5 protein-coding genes are annotated in these 19,552 nt (G+C 68.7%); all 5 read left to right on the forward strand.

The features are described 5' to 3' along the window. Positions 1-2 precede the first annotated feature (2 nt). The 5 genes from murB to KY661_RS15270 all read left to right on the forward strand — a co-directional run bounded on the left by murB (position 3) and on the right by KY661_RS15270 (position 19,434). On the forward strand, positions 3-929 hold the full coding sequence (gene murB, locus KY661_RS15250; RefSeq protein WP_225410974.1) for a UDP-N-acetylmuramate dehydrogenase: 927 nt from the start codon (positions 3-5) through the stop codon (positions 927-929). A gap of 2 nt (positions 930-931) precedes the next feature. Then, positions 932-1,876: a D-alanine--D-alanine ligase gene (locus tag KY661_RS15255; RefSeq protein ID WP_225410890.1), complete on the forward strand. Its 945-nt coding sequence runs from the start codon at positions 932-934 to the stop codon at positions 1,874-1,876. 125 nt (positions 1,877-2,001) lie between these two features. Then, positions 2,002-2,856: a cell division protein FtsQ/DivIB gene (locus KY661_RS15260; RefSeq protein ID WP_075006900.1), complete on the forward strand. Its 855-nt coding sequence runs from the start codon at positions 2,002-2,004 to the stop codon at positions 2,854-2,856. A gap of 43 nt (positions 2,857-2,899) precedes the next feature. After that, positions 2,900-4,132, forward strand: a complete 1,233-nt coding sequence (gene ftsA, locus KY661_RS15265) for a cell division protein FtsA (RefSeq protein WP_013377209.1) — start codon at positions 2,900-2,902, stop codon at positions 4,130-4,132. A 212-nt stretch (positions 4,133-4,344) separates the two neighbouring features. Further along, positions 4,345-19,434 carry an Ig-like domain-containing protein gene (locus KY661_RS15270; protein ID WP_398577198.1) on the forward strand — a complete coding sequence of 5,030 codons (15,090 nt, stop codon included), beginning with the start codon at positions 4,345-4,347 and terminating at the stop codon, positions 19,432-19,434. Positions 19,435-19,552 lie beyond the last annotated feature (118 nt).

The following is a 19,552-nucleotide window of genomic DNA, read 5'->3' on the forward strand; positions in this document are numbered from 1 at the left end:
GCATGGTTCCGCGCACCCCATCCCCCCTTCCGGAGCGCCTCGCGCTCCTGGAGGGCTGCGAGGTGAAGGCCCACGAGCCTCTGGCGCCCCTCACCAGCATCCGGGTGGGAGGGCCGGCCGAGGCGCTCGTCCGTCCGCGCACGCCCGAGGCGCTCGTGGCCCTGCTGAAGTGGGCCCGCGGCGAGGGCACCCCCATCACCGTCCTGGGCGGCGGGGCGAACACGCTGGTGGGCGATGGCGGCATCCCCGGCATCACCGTGCGGCTGCCGGGGGACCTCTTCCCGGAGACGGCCGAGGTGAACGAGGCGGAGGGGCGGCTCACGCTCGGGGCGGGCGCGGCCATCGTCCGGCTCATCAACCTGATGCGGGCCCAGGGGCTGGTGGGGGCCGAGTTCCTCGCCGGCATTCCGGGCACGCTCGGGGGCGCGGTGGCGATGAACGCCGGCACCAAGAACGGCGAGTGCTTCCGGGTGCTGGAGGCGGTGGAGGTGGCCACCGCGGACGGGGTGGGGTGGCTGGCGAAGGCCGAGGTGCCCCATGCCTACCGGCACTCCGAGCTGCCTGCGGGCGGCATCGTCACCCGGGTGCGCTTCCGGCTCCCCAAGGGCGACGTCGTGGCCTCCAAGCAGGCGATGGACACGGACCTGGGCTACCGCAAGCGCACCCAGCCGCTGAGCCAGCCGAACTTCGGCAGTGTCTTCACCAACCCGCCAGGCGACTTCGCCGGACGCCTGATTGAGCGGGTGAACCTGAAGGGCCACACTCTGGGGCGCGCGCAGGTGTCCCCGCTGCACGCCAACTGGATCGTCAACCTGGGCGGCGCCACTGCCCACGACGTGCTCTCGCTCCTCACCCTGATGCAGACGCGGGTGCGGGAGCAGGAGGGCGTCGAACTCAAACCCGAAGTCAAGCGCGTAGGAGTGTTTTGACCGTGAGCGTCCTGTCCAAGTCCGAGCTGAAGACCAAGCGCGTCGGTGTGCTGCTGGGAGGGCTGTCCTCGGAGCGCGAGGTGTCCCTGCGCACGGGGGCCGCGGTGTCGAAGGCGCTGCGCTCGCTGGGCTACGACGTGGTGGAGATCGACGTGGGCAAGGACGTGGCCGCGCGCCTCGCCGCCGAGAAGGTGGACGTGGCGTGGCTGGCGCTCCATGGCCGCTATGGGGAGGACGGCGCCATCCAGGGGCTGCTCGAGTCGCTCTTCATCCCCTACACCGGCAGTGGCGTGCTCGCCTCGGCGGTGGGCATGGACAAGGTCTATGCCAAGTGGATTTTCAGCACCCACGGCATCCCCACGCCTCCTTATAAGACGTTCCGCGACGCGGCGAGCGCCCGGGCCGAGGCGGACACGCTGCCCTTCCCGTTCCCCGTGGTCGTCAAGCCCAGCCGCGAGGGTAGCAGCGTGGGCGTGCACGTGTGCAAGACGAAGGAGGCCTACCTCGCCGCCGTGGACGACGCGTCGAAGTACGCGGGCACGCTGCTGGTGGAGCAGTTCATCCGGGGGCGCGAGGTGCAGGGCGCCGTGCTGGATGACGAGGCCCTGGGCGTCATCGAGGTGGTCGTCGCGCGTGAATTCTACGACCACGCGGCGAAGTACACCTCGGGCAGTGGCACGAACTACCTCTTCCCAGCACCCCTGCCCGCAGATCAGTATGAGCGCGTGAACGCGGTGTGCCTTGCCGCGCACCGGGCGCTCGGATGCCAGGGGGCATCTCGCTCGGATGTCATCATCACCGAGGGAGGAGATGTGTTCGTGCTGGAGACCAACACGCTGCCGGGCATGACGGAAACCAGCTTGTTGCCGAAGATCGCCGCGGGTCGAGGCATCGACTTCCCCGCGCTGTGCGAGCGGATTCTGCTCGGGGCCTCCCTGAAGGCCTGAGCGGTCCAACCCTCCATTCTCTCAAAATCCGGGGGGTTGTTGCGGCCCCCCCGCTACAGCGACGTGGCTGTAGCCAAAAACTGGCGCGGCGCTCTTTCCGCGCGCAGCATGCGCACCTGTTTTCTATGGCCTTCGGCAAATCCAAGAACCGCCGCCGTCAGGACACCGCCCACCAGAAGGAGGCGGTGAAGGGCGCGGTGCGGGCCCATGGGCCTTCGGTGGGCAAGGGTTTGCTGGCCGCGGCGCTGACCGCGGCCCTGGTGTGGGGCGGGGTGGAGCTGCGCGCCTGGGCGCTCACGTCGCCCCGCTTCCAGCTGCAGGAGGTGTCGTTTACCGGACTGTCCCACGCCTCGCGCGCGGAGCTGGTGCGGCTGTCGGGACTGGCCCCGGGGCAGAACCTCTTCTCGCTGGACGTGACGGCGCTGGAGCGGGCCATGCTCCAGCACCCGTGGGTGCGAAGTGTGGAGGTGACGCGTCACTTTCCCACCGCCGTTTCGATTCAAGTGGTAGAGCACGCGCCGTCGGCGCTGGTGGTGCTGGGGGATTTGTACGTGCTGGACGAGGAGGGCGAGCCCTTCAAGCGGGTGACGCCCGGAGACGGGCTGGATTTGCCCCTCGTGACCGGCGTGGTGCGAGAGCAGTACGTGGCGGACCCGGACGCGGTGCGTGAGCGCATGCGGGAGGCGCTCGGCGTCTCACGCGCCTACGCGGCGCTGAAGCCCGGACGCCACGAGCGGCTGTCCGAGGTGCGGCTGGAGGCCACGGGGCTGTCGCTGGTGACGATGGCGGGCCAGGTGGTGCGGTTGGGGGAAGGGGAGACGGAGGCCAAGCTGTCGCGGCTGGAGCGCGTGCGGCGCGAGCTGAGCGCCAAGGGCCTGGCCGCGGATGTCATCCACCTGGACAACCGGGTCCGGCCCGGCTGGGTGGCGGTGAAGATTTCGAGCCCCGCGTCCGAGAGGAGCGGGGGTTCGGTGCAGTAGGGCTTGCCCTTCACGAGAGTGAGGGCAACGGGAGGCAGTGGTCATGGCGAAGCAGAAGTCTGGGGAGATCATCGTCGGCCTGGACATCGGCACGACGAAGATCTGCGCGATCGTCGGTGAGCTGACGGACAGCGGCATCGACATCATCGGGATCGGTACGCACCCGTCGAAGGGATTGCGCAAGGGCGTGGTCGTCAACATCGAGGCGACTGTGGCCTCCATCCGCCGCGCCGTGGAAGAGGCGGAGCTGATGGCGGGCGCGGAGATCTCCCACGTCTACACGGGCATCGCCGGGGGCCACATCAAGGGCTTCAACTCCCAGGGCATCGTCGCGGTGAAGGACAAGGAGGTCCGCGAGGCGGACCTGGCGCGCGTCATCGACGCGGCCAAGGCGGTGGCCATCCCCCTGGACCGCGAGGTGATTCACGTCCTGCCCCAGGAGTTCATCATCGACGACCAGGGCGGCATCAAGGAGCCCCTGGGCATGGCCGGCGTCCGCCTGGAGGCCAAGGTCCACATCGTCACGGGCGCCGTCTCCAGCGCGCAGAACATCGTCAAGTGCGCCAACCGCACCGGCCTCAACGTCTCGGACATCGTCCTTCAGCCGCTCGCCTCGGCCGAGGCGGTGCTCGGCGATGACGAGAAGGAGCTGGGCGTGTGCCTGGTGGACATCGGCGGGGGCACCACGGACATCGCCATCTTCTCCGGCGGCTCCATCGTCCACACCGCCGTCATCGCCCTGGGCGGCAACAACCTCACCAGCGACATCGCCATTGGCCTGCGCACCCCGGCGCACGAGGCCGAACGCATCAAGCAGAAGTTCGGCTGTGCGCTCGCCTCCATGGTGAACAAGGACGAGACCATCGAGGTGCCGAGCGTGGGCGGCCGCCAGCCGCGCGTGCTGGGCCGGCAGATCCTCTGCGAGATTTTGGAGCCGCGCGTGGAGGAGATCTTCCAGCTCGTGCACCGCGAGATCCAGAAGTGCGGCTACGAGGACCTGCTCGCCTCGGGCATCGTGATTACGGGCGGCTCCACGCTGCTGGCGGGCATGCCCGAGCTGGCCGAGGAAGTACTCGGACTGCCCGTGCGGCGCGGTATGCCCCGGGGTATCGGCGGGCTGGTAGACGTGGTGAAGAGCCCCATGTACGCCACGGGGGTGGGGCTCGTCGTCTACGGGGCCAAGCACCTGGACCGGCGCATGTTCCGGATCCGCGAGGAGAACGTCTACAAGAAGGTGAAGGGCCGCATGCGGGAGTGGCTGGAGGAAATTTTCTAGCTCGGCTGCTTGCTGAGTCCCGGAAAGCAAGAAGAGGGATCCCTCCGGGGGTCCCTCTTTTTTTTATCTGACAGTCCTCGGGTAGAATCAGGGGTGTAACGCCGCGGGTAGGAGCTTTCCCTCCGACCGCTGACGTCGTTACTCATCTTCGACTGATCGCAGGAGGAGGCTGCTCGCCACAGCCCCTCGCCGATCCTGGAACATCGCCCATGATGGGTTCTTCCGAGCCTTTCTTCCGTCCCCTGAACTTCCGTCCCCTGCTGGCCATGCTCCTGGTGAGCGCCCTGGGGACGGCCTGTGGTCCCGACGAATCCGATGAAGCCTCCGCGCGCGGCGCGTTGAGCGCTCAGGCCCTGCAGGTGCCCCGCGTGGACACCGTGCCGGACTTCTGGCGGGTCGCCCCGGATGTGCACGTCCAGCCGATGCTGGCGGGCCCCGCCAACCTGCGCATCACCCTGCTGGACTCGGCGGATCCGATCGCCGAGGGGGCCTTCGTCGACTACCTCATCGACGTCCAGAACCTGGGGCCCAACGCGGCGGACAACCCGGTGGTGGTGGTGAACCTCCCCCGGGACTCCTTCTTCCAGAGCAACGCGCCACCCACCGGCTGGAACTGCGGCACCCTGGGCGACGTCTACGTGTGGACGTGCAGGGCGTCGACGCTCGGGGTCAACGTCTCGCAGACCCTCAAGTTCACGATGATGGCGAAGTACCAGGATGACATCCTGCTCACGTCGAGCGTCACCATCAGCTCGGACAACACGGATCCCACGCCCGGCGACAACACCTCGTCGCAGGAGACGGTGGTGGGCCAGAACGACGCCCCGGTCAACAAGCTGCCGGTGCCCGTGGCGCAGACGATGGACGAGGACACGGAACTCGTCTTCTCGGGCGCGAACAAGACGCTCTCCACCTCGGACGTGGACGTGTTCAACCGCAAGCTGCGCGTGACGCTCGCCGCCAACCAGGGTGTGACCACGCTCAGCGGCGTCGCGGGGCTGACCTTCCTGGGCGGAGATGGCACCGCGGATGCGGCCATGTCCTTCGAGGGCAAGCTGGTGGACATCAACGCCGCGCTGAACGGGCTGAAGTACAAGCCCAAGGCGAACTTCTACGGCTCCGCCTCCATCGTCATCACGACCCTGGACCTGAAGAACAGCGGTCTGGGCAACGTGCTGAGCGACAACGACGTCATCCCCATCACCGTCAAGGACATCAATGATCCGCCGGACGCGGTGGATGACTCCGTCGGGGTGCCGGGCGACAGCACGAACTACGCCATCAACGTGCTGGCCAACGACACGTACCTGCCCGACAGCCCCGAGACGCTGACGGTGACGGCGGTGACCCAGCCCTCCAGTGGCTCGGTGACGTTCACCGCCACGGGCGTCTCCTATACGGCCCCGGCGGGCTTCCAGGGCACCACGACGTTCACGTATACCATCTCGGACGGACGGGGCGGCACGGACACGGCCACCGTCACCGTGGCGGTGGGGCAGCCCAACGAGCCGCCCACGGCCACCAACGACAGCTACACGGTGGCCGAGGACAGCGCCGCCACGGCGTTCAACGTGCTGGCCAACGACTCCACGCTGCCGGACACGGGCGAGACGCTGTCCGTGGTGGCCGTGACGCAGCCGGCGAACGGCACGGTGACCTTCACCCTCACCAACGTCAGCTTCAAGCCCACGGCGGACTTCGAGGGCATCACGACGTTCTCGTACACGGCGTCGGATGGGCGCGGCGGCACGGCCACCGCCACGGTGACGGTGACGGTGACGCCGGTGAATGACCCGGTCCGCGCCAACAACGACGCGTTCACCGTGGAGGAGGACAGCATCAATGCTGTGCTGGACGTGCTGGCCAACGACTCCACGGCGCCGGACCTGAACGAGACGATGACGGTGACGGCGGTCACCCAGCCCCTGCGGGGCGTGGTGACGTTGACCGGGGGCGTGGTGCGCTACTCGGCGCCGCTCAACTACGCGGGCGTCACGTCGTTCACCTACACGATGACGGATGGCAACGGCAGCACGGCCACCGCGACGGTGAACCTGACCATCACCCCGGTGAATGATCCTCCGGACGCCGTGGACGATGCGTACACGGTGCTCGAGGACAGCGCGCTGGCGACGTTCAACGTGCTGGCCAACGACCTGGTGGGACCGGAGACGGGCGAGACGCTCTCCGTCGTGGCGGCGACCCAGCCCGCGCACGGCACGGTGACCTTCACCACCGGCAACGTGCGCTTCACGCCCGCCCCCAACTTCGCGGGCGTCACCACGTTCACGTACACGGCCTCGGATGGCAATGGCGGCACGGATGTCGCCACCGTCACCGTCACCGTCACGAACGTGAATGACCCGCCGGACGCGGTGAACGATGCCTTCACCGTGGACCAGCAGAGCACCGGCACGGTGCTGGACGTGCTGGCCAACGACTCCATGGCGCCGGACACGGGCGAGACGCTGATGGTGACGGCGGTCACCCAGCCCTCCAACGGCACGGTGACCTTAACCGCCACCGGCGTCACCTTCACCCCGGCCGCGGGCTTCCGGGGCACCACGACGTTCACCTACACCATCTCGGACGGCAACGGCGGCGCCGACACGGCGACGGTCGTCGTGACGGTGTCGGACGTGAATGACCCGCCCACGGCCAATGACGACACCTTCTCGGTGGCCGAGGACAGCGCCTTCACGGAGCTGGACGTGCTGGCCAACGACACCACGGCACCCGATGTGGGCGAGACGCTCTCCATCACGGCGGTGACGCAGCCGGCGAATGGCTCGGTGAACTTCTCCTCGACGAAGGCCCGCTTCCGGCCGGCCGCCAACTTCCACGGCTCCACGACGTTCACCTATACGGTGTCCGATGGCCGGGGCAGCACGGACACGGCCACCGTCACGGTGACGGTGACGCCGGTGAACGACCCGCCCACCGCGGTGAACGACGCCTTCACGGTGGACGAGAACAGCCCGGGCGCGGTGCTGGACGTGCTGGCCAACGACTCGTTCGCGCCGGACACGGGCGAGACGCTGACGGTGACGGCGGTGACCCAGCCGGCCAACGGCACGGTGACCTTCACCGCCACCGGCGTCACCTTCAAGCCGGCCCCGAGCTTCCGGGGCACCACGACGTTCACGTACACGATCTCCGACGGCAACGGCGGCACCAGCACGGCGGCCGTCAACGTGACGGTGTCGGATGTGAATGATCCGCCGACGGCCAATGACGATGCCTTCACGGTGGCCGAGGACAGCGCGGCCACGGTGGTGGACGTGCTGGCCAACGACACGGCGGAGCCCGATGTGGGCGAGACGCTGTTCGTCTCGGCGGTGACGCAGCCGGCGAATGGCACGGTGACCCTGAATGGCACGGTGGTGCGCTTCCGGCCGGCCGCCAACTTCCATGGCACCACGACGTTCACCTATACGCTGGCCGACGGCCGGGGCGGCACGGACACGGCCACCGTCACCATGACGGTGACGCCGGTGAACGACCCGCCCACCGCGGTGAACGACACCTTCACGGTGGCCGAGAGCAGCGGCGCCACGGCGCTGGATGTGCTCGCCAACGACTCGTTCGCGCCGGACACGGGCGAGACGCTGACGGTGACGGCGGTGACCCAGCCGGCCAACGGCACGGTGACCTTCACCGCCACCGGTGTCTCCTTCACGCCCGTGGCCAACTACAACGGGACCACGACGTTCACGTACACGATCTCCGACGGCAACGGGGGCACGGCCACCGCCACGGTGACGGTGACGGTGACGCCGGTGAACGACCCGCCCACGGCCAACGACGATGCCTTCACGGTGGCCGAGGACAGCGCCGCCGCCCCGTTCAATGTGCTGGCCAACGACACCACGGCGCCGGACACGGGCGAGACGCTCTCCATCACCGAGGTGACGCAGCCGGCGAACGGCACGGTGACCTTCACTCCCTCCAACGTGAGCTTCAAGCCGGCCGCCAACTTCCACGGCACCACGACGTTCACGTACACGGTGTCCGACGGCAACGGCGGCACGGACACGGCCACCGTCACCGTGACGGTGACGCCGGTGAACGACCCGCCCGACGCGGTGGACGATGCCGTCTCGGTGGCCGAGGACAGCGGGGCCACGGCGCTGGACGTGCTGGCCAACGACTCGTTCGCGCCGGATACCGGTGAGACGCTGTCGGTCAAGTCCGTCACCCAGCCGTCGCAGGGCTCGGTGACGCTGACGGGCGGCGTGGTGCGCTACGCGCCTCCAGCCAACTACAACGGGACCACGACGTTCACGTACACCCTCTCCGATGGCAACGGGGGCTCGGATACCGCCACGGTGACGGTGACGGTGACGCCGGTGAACGACCCGCCGGTGGCGGCCAATGACAGCTACACGGTGGCCGAGAACAGCTCCGCCACGGTGTTCAACGTGCTGGCCAACGACACGTTCGCGCCGGACACGGGCGAGACGCTCAGCGTCTCCGCGGTGACGCAGCCGGCTCACGGCACGGTGACGTTCACGGCCACCAACGTCAGCTTCACCCCCACGCCGGGCTTCAGCGGGACCACGACGTTCACGTACACGGTGTCCGACGGCAACGGCGGCACCGCCACGGCCATCGTCACGGTGACGGTGACGAACGTGAATGATCCGCCGGTGGCCCAGGACGACAGCTTCACGGTGGCCGAGGACAGCGTGGCCACGGTGCTGGACGTGCTGGCCAACGACACCACGCTGCCGGACACGGGCGAGACGCTCGCCATCACGGCGGTGACCCAGCCGGCCAACGGTACGGTGACGTCGACCACGAGCGTGGTGCGCTTCACGCCGGCCGCCAACTACCACGGCACCACGACGTTCACGTACACGGTGTCCGACGGCAACGGCGGCACCGCCACGGCGGCCGTCACGGTGACCGTCACGCCGGTCAATGACCCGCCGGATGCCGTCAACGACAACTTCACGGTGATGGACACGTCGGGCACCACGGTGCTGGACGTGCTGGCGAACGACACGTTCGCGCCGGACACGGGCGAGACGCTCTCCATCACGGCGGTGACGCAGCCCGCCAACGGCACGGTGACCTTCACCGCCACGGGCGTGAGCTTCACGCCGGCCACGGGCTTCCGGGGCACCACGACGTTCACGTACACGATCTCCGACGGCAACGGCGGCACGGACACGGCCACGGTGACGGTCCGGGTGGTGGCGCAGAACAACCCGCCGGTGGCCACCAACGACAGCTTCTCGGTGGCCGAGGACAGCGCGGCCACGGTGCTCAACGTGCTGGCCAACGACACCGCCGCGCCGGACCTCGGCGAGGTGCTGTCCATCACGGCGGTGACCCAGCCCGCCAACGCCACGGTGACCTTCACGGCCGCCAACGTGAGCTTCACGCCTGCGCCCAACTACAACGGCACCACGACGTTCACGTACACGGTGTCCGACGGCAACGGCGGCTCTGCCACGGCGACCGTCACGGTGACGGTGACGCCGGTGAACGATCCGCCGGTGGCGCTGGACGATGCGTTCACGGTGGTGGAGGACAGCGCGGCCACGGCGCTGGACGTGCTGGCCAACGACACGCTGGCCCCCGACGTGGGCGAGACGCTCTCCATCGCGGCCGTCACCCAGCCCGCCAACGGCACGGTGACGCTGACGGGCGGCGTTCTGCGCTTCGCGCCCTCGGCCAACTTCAGTGGCACCACGACGTTCACGTACACGGTGTCCGACGGCAACGGCGGCTCTGCCACGGCGACCGTCACGGTGACGGTGACGCCGGTGAACGATCCGCCGGATGCCGTCAACGACAGCTTCACGGTGGCCGAGGACAGCGGGGCCACGGTGCTGGACGTCCTGGCCAATGACACCACGCTGCCGGACACGGGCGAGACGCTCACCCTCACGGAGGTAACGCAGCCGGCGAACGGCACGGTGACGCTCGACGCGGGGAACGTGAGCTTCACGCCTGCGCCCAACTACCACGGCACCACGACGTTCACGTACACGGTGTCCGATGGCAGCGGGGCCATGGACACGGCGACCGTCACGGTGACGGTGACGCCGGTAAACGACCCGCCGGTGGCGCTGGATGACGCCTTCACGGTCGCGGAGAACAGCGGGGCCACGGCGCTGAATGTTTTGGCCAACGACACGCTGGCCCCGGATGTGGGCGAGACCCTCTCCATTGCGTCCGTCACCCAGCCCGCGAATGGCACGGTGACGCTGACGGGCGGCGTGCTGCGCTTCACGCCCGCCACCAACTTCCGTGGGACGGCGACGTTCACGTACACGATCTCCGACGGCAGCGGGGGCACGGCGACCGCCACGGTGACGGTGACGGTGACGCCGGTGAACCACCCGCCCGACGCCAGGAACGACAACTTCACGGTGGCGGAGAACAGTGGGGCCACGGTGCTGGATGTCCTGGCCAACGACACCACCACGCCCGACCCGGACGAGACGCTCACCATCACGGCGGTGACGCAGCCCGCGAATGGCACGGTGACCTTCACCGCCTCCAACGTGAGCTTCACGCCCGCCGCCAACTTCAACGGCACCACGGCGTTCACGTACACCGTCTCGGACGGAAATGGCGGCACGGACACGGCCAACGTCTCGGTGACGGTGACGCCGGTGAACGATCCGCCCACGGCCAACGACGATGCCTTCACGGTGGCCGAGGACAGCGGCTTCACGGCGTTGGATGTCGTGGCCAACGACACCACGGCGCCGGACACGGGTGAGACGCTCTCGGTGATCGCCGTGACCCTGCCCACGCATGGCTCGGTGACGCTGACAGGCGGCGTGGTCCGCTTCCGGCCCGAGGCCAACTACAACGGCACCACGACGTTCACGTACACGGTGTCCGACGGCAATGGCGGTACGGACACGGCGACCGTCACGGTGACGGTGACGCCGGTGAACGACCCGCCCCGCGCGGTCAACGACAGCTTCACGGTGGCCGAGGACAGCGGGCCTACGGCGCTGGACGTGCTCGCCAACGACTCGTCCGCGCCGGACACGGGCGAGACGCTCTCCATCATCGCGGTGACGCAGCCCGGCGGGGGCACGGTGACGTTCACCGCCTCGGGCATCACCTTCACGCCCTCGGCCAACTATTACGGCACCACCTCGTTCACCTACACCCTCTCCGACGGCAACGGGGGGACGGCCACGGCCACGGTGACGATGAATGTCTCGCCGGTGAATGATCCGCCCACGGCGAACAACGACGCCTACTCGGTGGCCGAGGACAGCGGCACCACCGTGCTGAACGTGCTGGCGAACGACTCGTCGGCGCCGGAGCCGGGAGAAACCCTGACCCTCACGGCCGTCACCCAGCCTGCCAACGGCGCGGTGACCTTCACCTCGGGCAACGTGAGTTACGCGCCGCCGGCCAACTACTACGGCACCACGACGTTCACTTACACGATCTCCGATGGCAACGGGGGGACGGCCACGGCCACGGTGACGGTGACGGTGACGCCGGTGAACGACCTGCCCACGGCCAACGACGACTCCTTCACGGTGATGGAGAACAGCGGGACCACGTCGCTGGACGTGCTGGACAACGACTCGACGGCGCCGGACCTCGGCGAGACGCTCACCATCACGGCGGTGACCCAGCCGTCCTCCGGCTCGGTGACGCTGACCGGAGGGGTGGTGCGGTTCACCCCCGCGACGGACTTCAACGGCCTCACGACGTTCACGTACACGGTGTCGGATGGCAATGGCGGCACGGCCACGGCGACGGTGACCATCATCGTGAATGACGGCGGCAACCGCCGGCCCGACGCCGTGAATGACAGCTTCACGGTGGCCGAGGACAGCGGGGCCACGGAGCTGGACGTGCTGGCCAACGACACCACCGCCCCGGACACGGGCGAGACGCTCTCCATCGTCGCGGTGACGCAGCCAACCCGCGGCACGGTGGCCATCACCGGCAACACGGTGAGCTACACGCCCCCGGACAACTACTTCGGCGCCACGGCCTTCTCGTACACGGTGTCCGACGGCAACGGCGGTACGGACACGGCGACCGTCACGGTGACGGTGACGCCGGTGAACGACCCGCCCACGGCCAACGACGACGCCATCACGGTGGCGGAGGACAGCGGGGCCACGGTGGTGGACGTGCTGGCCAACGACTCGACGGGCCCCGAAACGGGCGACACGCTGCGGGTGTCGGCGGTGACGCAGCCCGCGAACGGCACGGTGACCTTCACCCATGCCCACGTGAGCTTCACGCCCGCGCCCAACACCTATGGCACCACGACGTTCACCTACACGGTGACGGACGGTGGAGGCGCCTCGGATGAGGGCACGGTGACGGTGACGGTGACGCCGGTGAACGACCCTCCGGATGCCATCAACGACACCTTCACCATGTCCGAGGACCTGGGCACGACGGTGCTGAACGTGCTGGTCAACGACACGTTCGCGCCCGACGTGGGCGAGACGCTCACCATCACCGAGGTGACCCAGCCGGCCAACGGCACCGTGTCCTTCACGGCCACGGACGTGACGTTCACGCCAGCCATCGGGTTCCGCGGCACCACGACGTTCACGTACACGGTGTCCGACGGCAACGGCGGCACCGACACGGCGACGGTGACGGTGACGGTCACGCCCGTGAACCGTCCGCCTACGGCGGGCGACGATGCCTTCACGGTGGCCGAGGACAGCGCCGCCACGGAGCTGGACGTGCTGGCCAACGACTCGACGGCGCCGGACCTCGGCGAGACGCTGTCGGTGGTGGCCGTGACGCAGCCCGCGAACGGCACGGTGGCCATCACCGGGGACAAGGTCAGCTACACGCCTCCGGCCGACTTCTTCGGGACCACCTTCTTCACCTACACGGCCTCGGATGGCCGGGGTGGCACGGACACGGCCACCGTGGTGGTGACGGTGACGCCGGTGAATGATGCGCCCACGGCCAACGACGACAGCTTCACGGTGGCGGGCAACAGCGGCCCCACCGCGCTGAACGTGTTGCTCAACGACACCATCACGCCCGACGTGGGAGAGACGCTGCGGGTGACGGCGGTGACACAGCCCGCGAATGGCACGGTGACCTTCACGGCCGCCAACGTGAGCTTCACGCCCGCAGCCAACTTCAGCGGCACCACGACGTTCACGTACACGGTGTCTGACGGCAACGGGGGCACGGACACGGCCACGGTGACGGTCATCGTGGGCGGGACCAACCGGCCGCCAGTGGCCAACGACGACAGCTTCACGGTGGCCGAGGACAGCGCCGCCACGGTGCTGGATGTGCTGGTGAACGACTCGTCCGCGCCGGACACGGGTGAGACGCTCTCCATCGTCTCGGTGACGCAGCCGGCGAACGCGGCGGTGACCTTCACGGCCTCGAACGTGAGCTTCACGCCCGCGGCCAACTTCAACGGCATCACGACGTTCACGTACACGGTGTCCGACGGAAACGGGGGCACGGACACGGCCCTCGTGACGGTGTCGGTGGCGCCGGTGAACGACGCGCCCACGGCCACGGACGACGCGTTCTCCGTCCTGGAGGACAGCGGCTTCACGGTGCTGGACGTGCTGACCAACGACACGGTGGCGCCCGACACGGGCGAGACGCTGACCGTCACGTCGGTGACCCAGCCGGCCAATGGCCAGGCGGCCCTGGTCGGCGGAGCCGTGCGCTTCCGGCCCGCGACGAACTTCAACGGCACCACGACGTTCACGTACACGGTGTCGGACGGCAATGGTGGCACGGACACGGCCACCGTCACGGTGACGGTGACGCCGGTGAACGATCCGCCCACGGCCGTCAACGACAGCTTCACGGTGGCCGAGGACAGCCCCGCCAAGGTGCTGGACGTGCTGGCCAACGACAAGAGCACGCCCGACACGGGCGAGACGCTGACGGTGACCTCCGTCACCCAGCCCGCGAACGGCACGGTGACCTTCACGGATTCCAACGTGAGCTTCACGCCCGCGGCGAACTTCTTCGGCACTACGGCGTTCACGTACACCATCTCCGATGGCAACGGGGGGACGGCCACGGCCACGGTGACGGTGACGGTGACGCCGGTGAACGACCCGCCCACGGCCAACGACGATGCCTTCACGGTGGCCCGGAACAGCGGGCCCACGCTGCTGGACGTGCTGCTCAACGACACGATCGCCCCGGATGTGGGGGAGACCCTGACGGTGGCGTCGGTCACGCCGCCCGCCTCCGGCACGGTGGCGCTGACCGGAAGCGGGGTGAGCTTCACGCCCGCGGCCAACTTCAGCGGGACCACGACGTTCACCTACACCGTGTCGGATGGCAACGGCGGCACGGACACGGCCATGGTGACGGTGACGGTGGAGGGAGAGAACCACCCGCCGGTCGCCAACGACGATGCGTTCACGGTGGCCGAGGACAGCGCGGCCACGGAGTTCGACGTGTTGAGCAACGACACGTCCGCGCCGGACACGGGCGAGACGCTGACCGTCACGTCGGTGATCCAGCCGGCCCACGGCACGGTGACGGTGACGGGCACCGGGGTGAGCTTCACGCCGGAGCCCAACTTCAACGGCACCACGACGTTCACGTACACGGTGTCGGACGGCAATGGCGGGGTGGATTCCGCGCGGGTCACCGTGACGGTGACGCCGGTGAATGATGCGCCCACGGCCAACGACGACAACTTCACGGTGGCCGAGGGCACCACGAGCACGCAGCTCAACGTGCTGGCCAACGACACGTTCGCGCCCGACACGGGCGAGACGCTGTCCGTGGTGTCGGTGACCCAGCCGGTCAACGGCGTGGTGTCGCTGACGGGCGGCCTGGTGCGGTTCACGCCGTCCACCGGCTTCAACGGCACCGCGACGTTCACGTACACGGTGTCGGACGGCAACGGCGGCACGGACACGGCCAACGTCACGGTGACGGTGACGCCGGTGAACGATCCGCCGGATGCCATCAACGACAGCTTCACGGTGGCCGAGGACAGCGGGACCGCGGTGCTGGACGTGCTGGCCAACGATACGTCCGCGCCGGACACGGGCGAGACGCTGATGGTGACGGGGGTGACGCAGCCCGCGCACGGCTCCACGTCTCAGTCGGGCGGGGTGGTGCGCTTCACGCCCGAGGCCAACTTCCACGGTGTCACGGCGTTCACGTACACCATCTCCGACGGCAACGGCGGCACGGACTCGGCCACGGTGACGGTGACGGTGACGCCGGTGAACGACGCGCCCACGGCCGTCAACGACAGCTTCCGGGTCGCGGAGAACAGCAGCGCCACGGTGCTGGACGTGCTGCTCAACGACACCTCCGCGCCGGACGACGGCGAGACGCTGACGGTGACGTCGGTGACCCAGCCTGCCAATGGCACGGTGGAGCTGGCGGGGGGCGTGGTGCGCTTCACACCGGCGGCCAACTTCGCTGGCACCACGTCCTTCGACTACGAGATCTCCGACGGCAACGGGGGCACGGACACGGCCACGGTGACGGTGGTGGTCTCCGGCTCGAACAACCCGCCGGTGGCCAACGACGACAGCTTCACGGTGGACGAGAACAGCGGCCCCACGCTGTTTGACGTGCTGGCCAATGACTCGACGGCGCCCGACACCGGCGAGACGCTCACCGTCATCGGGGTGACGCAGCCGGCCCACGGCTCGGTGACGTTCACGACCACGGGGGTGACCTTCACGCCCGCGGCCAACTTCTACGGGACGACGACGTTCCTCTACACGGTGTTCGACGGCAACGGCGGCAGGGACCAGGCGCGGGTGACGGTGACGGTCACGCCGCTCAACCGGCCGCCCACCGCGGTGGATGACGACTTCACGGTGGTGTCGGATGGCATGGCGCATCCGCTGAACGTGCTGGCCAACGACACGACGGCCCCCGACGTGGGCGAGACGCTCTCCATCACGGCGGTGACCCCTCCCACGAACGGGACGGTGACCTTCACGGCCACAATGGTGACCTTCACGCCGGCTGCGGGCTTCACGGGCACCACGGGCTTCACCTACACCGTGTCGGATGGCCGCGGCTTGACGGACACGGCCAACGTGACGGTGCGCGTGCGCCCGGTCAACCGGCCGCCCGTCGCCGAGGACGACACCTTCGAGGTAGCGGAGGACAGCGTGGCCGTGGTGTTAGAGGTCAAGGCCAACGACACGGCGGCGCCGGACGTGGGTGAGACGCTGACGGTGGCGTCTGTCACTCAGCCGGACCACGGCACGGTGACGTTGATGGATGGCGTCGTGAGCTTCACGCCCGAGGCCAACTACAACGGCACCACGGCGTTCACGTACACGCTGTCGGACGGCAACGGGGGCACGGACACGGCCACCGTCACGGTGACGGTGACGCCGGTGAACGATCCGCCCACGGCCAACGACGACAGCTACACGGTGGCCACGGACAGCGGTCCTATGCAGCTGGATGTCCTGGCCAACGACACCATGGAGCCGGACACCGGAGAGATCCTCACGATCATCTCGGTGACGCAGCCTAGCCAGGGCACGGTGGCAGTCACCGGCCGCCAGGTGACCTTCACGCCGCCGGAGGGCTTCAAAGGCACCACGACGTTCACGTACACCATCTCCGATGGCAACAGCGGCACGGACACGGCCACGGTGACGGTGACGTCCGTCGACGACTCCGACGGTGACGGGCTTCCCGACGACGTGGAAGACCGGCTGGGAACCGATTCGAATGATGCCGACTCGGACGATGACGGTCTGCTGGACGGCTCCGAGGACGCCAACAGCAACGGCGTGGTGGATGCCGATGAGACCAGCCCGCTCAAGTTCGACACGGACGAGGATGGCCTCAGCGATGGCCTGGAACTGGGCCTGACGGCGCCGGAAGGCACGGGCACGGACACGGACATGGCGAAGTTCAAGCCGGATGCCGACCCCGCCACGAAGACGGATCCGCTCAACAAGGACACCGACAACGGTGGCGTGTTCGACGGCATCGAGGACCGCAACCAGAACGGCCGCGTCGATGAGGGCGAGCTCAATCCGCTGGATCCGTCCGACGACCGGGATGGTGACCGGGACGGCGTGGACTACGAGCGCGAGCTGGAGGTGGGCACCAACCCGTTCGACAACGACACGGATGACGACGGCGTTCCCGACGGCTCGGATGGTCTGACCGACACCGATGGGGACGGCCGCATCGATGCCCTCGACGAGGACAGCGACAACGACGGCATCCTCGATGGCACCGAGCGCGGTGTGACGTCGGCCACGGCGCCTTCCGGGACCGACCAGAACTCGCCGAACTTCAAGGCGGATGCCGATCCGCTGACGAAGACCGATCCGCGCAAGGCGGACACGGATGGCGACGGCTTGAGCGACGGCGATGAGGACGAGAACCACTCGGGCGCCATCGATCCGGGCGAGACGGATCCGAACAAGGCGGACACCGACGAGGGTGGGGTGAACGACGGCGACGAGGTGGCCAGCGGCGGAGATCCGTTGGACCCCACCGATGACTTCCTCGTCGGCGGCAGCGGTTGCGGCGCGGCGGGCACCACGAGCCTGATGCCGCTGGCGCTGCTGCTCGGGGCGCCGTTGCTGCGGCGCCGTCGGCAGGGCCTCCGGGGCGCCGGTGTCTGGGGCGTGGTGGCGGTCCTGAGCGGCCTGGGCAGCCTGTCCGCTCAGGCCCAGACCGTCGCCATTCCGCAGTCCAACAAGATCGATGCGCAGCAGTACAAGCCCGCCCCGGGCCTGCACGATCTGCTGGGCCTCCACAGCGCGAGGGTAGGGCACCACCTGGACTGGAACGTGGGGCTTTCGCTGGGTTACGCGAAGGACCCGCTGACCCTCTCCAAAGGGGCCTCGAAGGAGGTCGTCGCCAAGCTGGTGGAGTCTCAGCTCACCGTGGACCTGATGGGAGCCATCGCCCTGTTCGACCGGTTCGAACTGGGCGTGGTACTTCCCATCACCTCGCAGACCTCCTCGGTGCAGTCGGACACGGGGCCGGACGTTCCGGGCGCGGACTCGACGGGTCTGGGGAATCTGCGGCTGGTGCCGAAGGCCCGCCTGTTCTCCTCGGAGGCCCTGGAACTGGGCGCTGCGCTGCCGATCCACCTGCCCACGGGCAGCGCGGACTTCCGGGGAGGCCCCTTCTCGGTGCACCCCCGGGCGCTCGGTGAGTGGCGCCACGGCAGTGGGCTGCGGGTGCTGGCCAACCTGGGCCTCGCCTTGCGTCCCAAGGAGCAGCTGCGCAACCTCACCGTCTCCAACGAGTTCACCTACGGCGTGGGCGCGGAGGTGCCCTTCGGCAAGCTGACCGCGGGGGGCTCGCTGGCGGGCGCGCTCGGGCTGGGACAGGAGGGCGCCGAGGAGCGGCCGCTCGAGCTCCTGGCCACGGTGAAGTACCGGTTCCTGAATGCGTTCGACGCCCACGTGGGCGGAGGTCCAGGCTTCACCAAGGGCTATGGCACCCCGGAGTTCCGCCTCTTCGCGGGGATCTCCTACTGGTCCCTGTCGGAGCCGAAGGCCCCGGCGCCCGTGGAGGCGCCGCCCGTGGTGCCCGCAGCGCCGGTGTGCCCGATGGGCCCGGAGGACGTGGACGGCTTCCAGGACGAGGACGGCTGCGCGGACCCGGACAACGATGGGGACGGCCTGCTGGACACGAGCGACAAGTGCCCCAACGAGAAGGAGACGCTGAACGGCTTCCAGGACGAGGACGGTTGCCCGGACGAGGCGCCCCCTCCGCCGCCGGTGGACACCGACGGGGACGGCCTGACGGACGACGTGGACCGCTGCCCGAATCAGCCCGAGGACAAGGACGGCTTCCAGGATGAGGATGGCTGCCCGGACCCGGACAACGATCTGGACGGCGTCGCGGACGCGGCCGACCAGTGCCCCAACGAGAAGGAGACCATCAACGGCGTGAAGGACGAGGATGGCTGCCCGGACAAGGGCAAGGTGAAGGTGCTCGTGGAGCGCGAGAAGATCGTCATCCTCGAGAAGATCTTCTTCACCTCCAGCATGGACGTCATCCTCCCGAAGTCCTTCAGCCTGCTGAAGCAGGTGGCCCAGGTGATGAACGCCCACTCAGAAATCGAGAAGATTCGCGTGGAGGGCTACACGGATGATCAGGGCGCCGACGAGGAGAACCTGCGCCTGTCCGAGCGCCGCGCGAAGGCCGTGCTCGACCGCCTCGTCCAGGAGGGCGTCGCGGCGGAGCGGCTGGAGTCGGTGGGCTTTGGAGAGGCGCGTCCCTTGGCCAGCAACAAGACCAACAAGGGCCGCGAGAGCAACCGCCGCGTGGAGTTCTCCGTCGTGAAGGTCAAGCCGATGGAGGTGGAACGCTCCGCGCCTTGAGCATGCTCGCCTGGCCAGCGTCATCGCGGGGCCAAGCGCGGCTCGAATCGCGAGTCAAGATGTGAGCGGGGCCCGCCGGTGCCGGCGGACCGGGGGCATGGGCTCCGCGTAAGTGCCT

The sequence above is a fragment of the Allostigmatella hybrida genome (genome assembly GCF_020103775.1).
In the GTDB taxonomy this organism is placed as follows: domain Bacteria; phylum Myxococcota; class Myxococcia; order Myxococcales; family Myxococcaceae; genus Hyalangium; species Hyalangium aurantiaca.